This is a genomic window from Rhodococcus sp. T9N, assembly GCF_024436645.1.
In the GTDB taxonomy this organism is placed as follows: Bacteria; Actinomycetota; Actinomycetes; order Mycobacteriales; family Mycobacteriaceae; genus Rhodococcus_F; species Rhodococcus_F qingshengii.
The window spans coordinates 1-7,030 of the sequence record NZ_JAMSKS010000084.1 but is presented as its reverse complement, the minus strand read 5'-3'; the positions used below and the strand labels follow the sequence as shown (position 1 = coordinate 7,030).

Below are 7,030 nucleotides of genomic sequence, written 5' to 3'. Positions count from 1 at the left end.
GCGACAGAGCCCGCCCCCCAACCTGCTCCGCCGGTATCTGTTGACGTACCCGCCCCCAGCGAGGCTCCTGCTGCCGCGGCTCCGGAGGCTCCGACTGCGGCAGCTCCGGAAACTCCGGAGGTGCCCGTTTCGTCTGCTCCGTCCGAGGTAGCGGGGGAGCAGTCGCCGTTGGTGGTTCCGGATGTTCCGGAGTTGCAGGAGCTGGTGCCCGGTGGCGATGAGATGGCTCAGGCTGAAGCGCGCGCTGCGGAGGAAGCTGCCGCGCGGATCTTCGGTATCGAGATCCCCGGTGCTCCCGCTGCAGAGGCGGCGGAGCCTTCGGTGGCTGAAGCGCCGGCGACAGAGCCCGCCCCCCAACCTGCTCCGCCGGTATCTGTTGACGTACCCGCCCCCAGCGAGGCTCCTGCTGCCGCCCCAGCGCCAGCACCGGCCATCGACGAGAACTCAGCCCCCGCCTCGGCCCCCACCGCTCCTGGTGCCCCCGACTCAACCATTTCTCAATCCGAGCAGTTCAACACACCGGAAATCGCACCAGAACTCACGCCAGAACCAACACCAGAGACCGGCGCACAACAGGCCACACCCGCAGACACCCAAGCCCCTGAAACGCTCGTCCCTCTGAATACCACCGCCGCACAACTGCCGGAAAACGCGGCAGCAACCACAGCCCTCACCTCGACCGACGACGCCCAGGACAGCAAAACCGTCATGGGACTGTCCGCACTCGCCGGCATCGCTCTTCTCGCCGGCGTTGGGCTCTTCCGTCGACGCCAGCAGAATCGCAGGCGCCGTGGTGAACGCATTCCAATGCCCAAGGAGTCGACAGCACTTGTCGAGCAGCAGATTCGTGAGATCGCGGACCCTTCCCTCCTCGACCTCCTCGACAACGCACTCCGCGACGTCGCTGACATCTGCCGTACCAACTCCATCCCGCTACCCGCACTTCTCGGCGTCTTCCTTCACGACCGCAGCATCGAACTCGCGCTTCTCGACGACATCGAACTACCCGCTCCATGGCAACGCGACCGCGAGACGTCAGCGTGGACCATCACCGCGGATGACGAACTCGACCCCCCGCTGACCACCGTCAGCCCCTACCCGGCGCTTGTGGAAATCGGCGAGATTGAGAGCGGATCCCGACTACTCCTGAACCTCGAACAGCTTTCCCATCTCGGAATCGCGGCCCCCACCGCCGAGGCACGCGACATCGTCCGAGCGCTCGCAGTGTTCCTCGCTTTCTCACCGCTCGGAGACAACCTCAAACTCACCCTTGTTGGCACGGGCGAAGCCCTCGCACGCCCGAATACCGACGGTTCAGCACTAATCGAATACGCTCCAACCCCCGACGCAGTCCTCGAACGACTTGCTCGTCACACACGATCCGACGCACAAGCTCTCTCGGACAACGGAATCGACGACATCGCTCAAGCCCGAATCGAATACACCGACAGCGCCATCACCAATCCCGAAATCATCCTGCTGTCCGAGCCCCTGACACCCGCACAACGCGAAATCTTCGACAACATCCTCGCCAACGCACCACGAGTCGCGTTCGCCGCGGTCACCGCTGCAGACGACCCCACAGCAGACTGGACACTGACCACCGGAGTCGACGGGTCAGCCACACTGCGCCGCCCTGGCAGACCTGCGTTTGACCTCACGCCCGCACGCATCTCCGAAGCAGAATTCGACGCAATCATCGACGTCCTCGAAACAGCAGACGCCGACCCCATCGCCGACGCAGCTTCCCAGAACGACCCATGGACAGCGGAAGCCTTCGACGACCGCATCGCAGAAGCAACATCGGTCGACGACCTCCTACCCCACCAGGCACCGACTGTCCACATCCTCGCAACAGAACCGAACTTCGACACCGCAACAACCGAATTCGACGACGAAGCCGACACCGAAACCCTCACCTACCTCGACCCCGCCGACGAATCATCGATCAACAACACACCAGACACCGCAGAAAACACGCCACCCTTCGCGATGGCAATCGCGCCGACACCAGAAAACGCACTCTCCGTCGACGAACACATCTGGATCCACGTCCTCGGGACCCCACGCGTGACAGCACTCAACGAAGGATCCGACGTCGGCCGACGACCTCACCTCACCGAACTCGCAGCCCTCATCGCCACCCACCCACACCCCGGAATCCGCGGACCCCAAGTCGACGAAAAGATCTGGCCCAAGCAGACATACGCAGACCTCAGCTTCTCCGAACAAACCACAAAACGCACCGCCCGCCGAAACACCGCCTTCACCAGACTCCGCAACTTCCTCGGCGAAACCGCCACCGGAGACCTCGCATTCCCCAAGGTCTTCGACAACACCGGCAACACCCCATACCGCCTCGACGACACCGTCCACACTGACTGGGACATCTGGAACAACCTCATCGGAGGACACCCCGCCACCGCCGACCACAACGAACTGACCACAGCCGTCGCCCTCGTGGAAGGCGCACCATTCACCACGAAAAAAGCGCCCGCACGATACGGCTGGGCAGAAGAACTACGCCAGAACATGATCTCCGAACTCACCGACGCCATCGAAGAACTCTCAGCACGGCACCTACAAGAAGGCGACACGCGCACCGCCCTTGAACTCGCTCAAAAAGGTCTCGAGGTCGACGAATACCACGAAGGGCTCTGGCGACTCGCGATCATCGCAACCCACGGCAGCGACGACATCACAGCCACACAAGGCCTCATCGACACACTGCTCACCAGACTCGCAGAACTCGACGTCGACCCCAACGAGCAGACAGCTGAACTACTCCAAATACTCGACGACTTCCACGACACAACCGGTGAGCGCCCCTACCGAATCACCCAGAGAGCATCCTGATGCGAACCAACAGACCCAGAGAGCCCAACAACTGGACATGCGAAAGTGTGACGTCCAGCCGATACGCTCCGAACAACACCGATAGGGCTCCCGAACCGGCAGCCCCGAAGGGGGAACCATGACACACAACATCTTCCGCAAGACGGCAGCTTTGTCGTTTGGACTCGTCACAGCCTCGGCCATTGTTGCCGCATGCGGAACGGACGGCGACACTTACGATCCCGCTCCTACGTCAACACAAAAGCCGGTCCTGACGGGTCCGGAGGGATCGCTCAAGTCACCAGAACAACAGGCAACAGAAGCCGCAACCGCGAAGATCAACGAGTTTTACGCAGTTCTCGCAAGCATCCAAAATGATCCAGCGGTTGATATCAATAAATTGGATGGTGTCGCGGTCGACCCGGTGTTGTCGGGGATCAAGGGGGACATCACGACACAGCGATCGAAGGGAGTCGTCGGTTCGGGTGCGATCACAGTCCTAGATACTTCGGTGACGAAGCAGGAAGCACCAAAGGACGCAGATGGGAACCCCATTGCTGGCGAGGCTTTCGTGGAGATGCGGACATGCGTAGATATCTCCGCACTGAGTTCGACTTTGCCTGACGGAACGAGCGCGCTAAGTCCGAATCGCGCTCCGGAGCTCGCGAAGTTTACTGTCAGAAACTCAGCATGGCCAGACGCGAGTGGCTGGCGAATTGCAAGCCAACCAACGAAGCCAGGTACATCCTGTGACTCGCCATAACTTCACCAAACACTCCACGAATCCAGAACTTTCAGCCGAATTAGGAGGTGTTCAGTTGAGCATGTCAAGAGCTTTCCGTCGCTCCTCAGCGGCGATGTTCAGTAGCGTTGTTTGCATGAGCATGATGCTCGTAACTCAGTCATCGGCCTACGCGGCTCCAGGTGATTCGTGGGGCGGTGGTGCAGTCGGAGGCAATACGGTCACCGCAGGTGGCGGCTACATTTCCGTCCCCTCCGGAGGAGGTGCTTCAGGCGCGGCCCCGGGGATGCAAACAGGTGGTGGCGGAGCGGGTGGAGCAGGAGCTGCCGGCGGCGGTAGCGGAGCGGGCGGCGGTGGTGCAGGAGCGAGTGGCGGCGGTGCCGCTCCCGCAAATAGCGGCCCTCCGGTTCTGCAACGCAACAGTTGCAGCAACCTCCGAAACAACTGTGCCCCAGCGCCTGCTGCACCAGGAATTGATGTCCCGCCCACCCCGGTATCCCTAGCGGAGGTGATGAACATTGTTTCATCTGCGGTCTCAGCATTGCAGGTTGAGCCGATCGACATCGGAATCACGCCCGAGCCAACAAACACCGGAGAAAAAGTCGGTTTGGTCGGTTTCAATAGCTGGTTGTGGGTGAACAACCCTTCCGAGCGGACAACCGGGCCAATTAACCGTACGGTTACTACAGGAGTTGTCACCGTCAACCTGAATGCGGTGAACACAGGACTTGCAGTCAATTACGGAGATGGGTTACCGACTATCCCGCCGGTGTGCCCGGTCAATTCAATTCCGTATACCGATGTGGCGATGGATCTGCCGAGTCCGACCTGTAATCACTTCTTAGGCAAGTCGTCTCAGGGACAGCCCGGTGGGGTTTTCCGCCCGTCGGTCAGCTCGATTTGGGTAGTGTCGTGGTCGGCGATTACCCCTACGGCGAGCTTCGGCGGAACTATTCCGATCACTCCGACCGCTACCACTGAGGTTCGGGTCGGAGAAATGCAGGTGTTGGTCACAAAGTGACAGGTTCGAACTGAGTCTCCGCGAGCAAGGCTTCAAAGCTCCCTGAACAAACCCGATGGGTTCGTTCAGGGAGCTTCCTTTTGTGCGGAAGAAGCACCGCCGCAGGGGAATTACTTGTCGGACAACGCGCTGTGCGCGTCGTCGATTTCCTTGAAAGCAGTCGGAATGAGGGATCGGAGCAGGACGCAGATCCGTTCGGCGACGACGTGAGCAGGCTCGTTGGGTCCACACTCGATGAATGGGACATCAAGCAGCGGAAGCCTTTCCTGTCGGGAACCGCGTTCGCGGATTCGCACAACGGTCCAGCCCAGATCTTCGAGCAGGCGGCATTTTCTCGTGTCGCTGACGAACTTTACTTTGTGCCAGTACCAGCCGTCGTACTCGATGACGATGCCCAGTTCGGTTGCGACAAAGTCGATGGGTATCGGGCAGTCTTCCACGCGACGTGGTCCGTCGTAGTCGTAGACCTTAAGTAGTGCGGCGATCTGTGTGCAGACCTCGCGTTCGCGTCGGGAGGTTCCTGCGTTGCATCGGGGGCATCCAGCTCCTCCGTAAGCGCGGTTGGAGATTGTCGCTTTCCATGCGTGGTTCTTGTCGCATGTCCACCACGCTTTCGTTCCGCTTCCTGCTGAATATTCCGTTGGGGGAGCGGTGTTTCGGGTGGGGTGCCATTCCGCTGCGAGAACCGGTCGTGTTGTTGTGAGGTCGTTGAAACCGGCAAGAACTTTGTAGCCGGAGCAGATCGGGCATGAGCTCCCCGAGCTACGCCACTGAACAACTGCTTTCCACTGATGTTGGTGGGCGGTGCATATCCATAAGGCTTCGTGGTCGCTTCCGAATGTTACGGACTCTGGTGATCGGGTGTTGTCGGGGTGCCATTCGGGAATCAGGTGTGGGTGGGTGGTTGCGAGGTCGTTGAATCCCTGAAGTACTCGACGATTCGAGCAGTACGGGCAGTCTTGACCGCTCGATCGTGACTCCACGGGGGCTTGCCATTCGTGGCCTTCGTTGCATTGCCACCAGATCTTCTTTTTGCTTCCGATCGTTACTTCTGTCGGTTTTACGGTGTTTCGGGTTGGATGCCACTGGCTGGAAAGCTGTGGCATCACTGTTGCGAGGTCGTTGTATCCAGTGAGCACTGTTCGGTTAGTGCAGATGGGGCATCCGTAGCCGCCGCTGCTGCGATTGATGATTGTTGATTGCCATTCATGGCCGGAACTGCAGGCCCACCAAACCTTTTTGTTGCTGCCGGATGTGAAGTCGGTTGGGGTGAGAGAGTTTCGGGTGGAATGCCATTCTCGTGCGAGGTCGGGCCGTGTTGTTTGGAGGTCGTTGTAGCCAGGGAGTACGGCTTTTCCTGCGCAGAAGGGGCAACCTGTGCCCTTCTTTGTCCGACTGTTGACGGCCGCGCGCCATTCGTGTCCGATTTCGCACTGCCACCAGGCTTGCTGCGGGGTCCCGTTGCCGACTTGCGAGGGGGTTGTGGTGTTTTTCGTAGGGTGCCATTGGGACGCGATCAGCGGGCTTCGTGCGGCTAGGTCGTTGAAGCCGGCGAGCACTTGCCATCCGCCACAAACGGGGCACTTAGATCCCCTGCTGCGTCGCTCGACCGTTGCCTTCCACTCGTGTCCGAGTTTGCACCGCCACCAGGCGACCTTGTTGCTACCTGTTCCTACTTTGGTGGGGGCGGTGTCGTTGAGGGTTGGGTGCCACTGGGCTGCGAGGAGGGGGTCTTGAGAGGCTAGGTCGTTGATCCCTACCTGAATGACTTTGTTGGTGCATACAGGGCACCCAGTCCCTCCTGATCTGCTGGAGATAGCTGCTTCCCAGGAATGCGATCGCTCGCACAGCCACCACACTTTCTTGTGGCTGCTGCGCGTGACCTCTTCGGGCCCGAGTGAATTGCGACTGGAATCCCATTGCGCAACGAGCTCAGGGGTAACTGTCGCGAGGTCATTGACACCGGGGATGAGTCGGCGTCCGCTGCAGAACGGGCACCGTGTCCCTCCGGACGTGCGGTTTGAGATGGCAGCTTCCCACTCGTGGCCCTTCGTGCACATCCACCACGCCTTCTTCGATGAGAAGGCCGAGACTTCAGACGGTTCGTTCGAGTTCTTGTTGGGATGCCACTGAGCCGCAATGTCCGGATTTTTCGTCGCTAAATCTGTTTCACCGGGTACCGCCCGTGATCCCGCACAGAATGGGCACCCGGTTCCACCCCTGCTGGTTCGGGTCGCGATCTTGCGTTGGAAAGAGTGGTTGCGCGCGCACAGCCACCACGCTCGAAACTGACTGTTTACATTGAACTCTGAGGCGCGGCGCTCATTGCGTTCGGTATCCCATTGCGCGGCGATCGGGAGTGTCCGATTAACGGTGGATCCGACCTTGATGTCGGTTAGTTACCGTTCAGGGTGATGCGTCCTTCGAAGGTG

4 protein-coding genes and 1 pseudogene are annotated in these 7,030 nt (G+C 60.1%); 3 read left to right on the top strand and 2 right to left on the bottom strand.

Annotated features, from left to right (window positions below; all coding sequences use genetic code 11):
• The 3 genes from M1L53_RS34240 to M1L53_RS34230 form a co-directional block, all read left to right on the top strand.
• Positions 1-2,856: bacterial transcriptional activator domain-containing protein (locus M1L53_RS34240; RefSeq protein WP_261949528.1), on the top strand; the 2,856-nt coding region annotated here is incomplete at its 5' end.
• 118 nt (positions 2,857-2,974) lie between these two features.
• On the top strand, positions 2,975-3,598 hold the full coding sequence (locus M1L53_RS34235; protein ID WP_230793572.1) for a hypothetical protein: 624 nt from the start codon (positions 2,975-2,977) through the stop codon (positions 3,596-3,598).
• 490 nt (positions 3,599-4,088) lie between these two features.
• Positions 4,089-4,598 (top strand): hypothetical protein, encoded by a 510-nt coding sequence (locus M1L53_RS34230; protein WP_230793574.1) that lies wholly within the window; start codon positions 4,089-4,091, stop codon positions 4,596-4,598.
• A 110-nt stretch (positions 4,599-4,708) separates the two neighbouring features.
• Here the strand turns inward: M1L53_RS34230 and M1L53_RS34225 are convergent, their stop codons facing one another.
• Positions 4,709-5,038, bottom strand: a complete 330-nt coding sequence (locus M1L53_RS34225; protein ID WP_261949445.1) for an endonuclease domain-containing protein — start codon at positions 5,036-5,038, stop codon at positions 4,709-4,711.
• Positions 5,039-5,185: 147 nt separating this feature from the next.
• Positions 5,186-6,952: pseudogene (locus M1L53_RS34985) on the bottom strand (zinc-ribbon domain-containing protein); the annotation flags it as partial.
• Positions 6,953-7,030 lie beyond the last annotated feature (78 nt).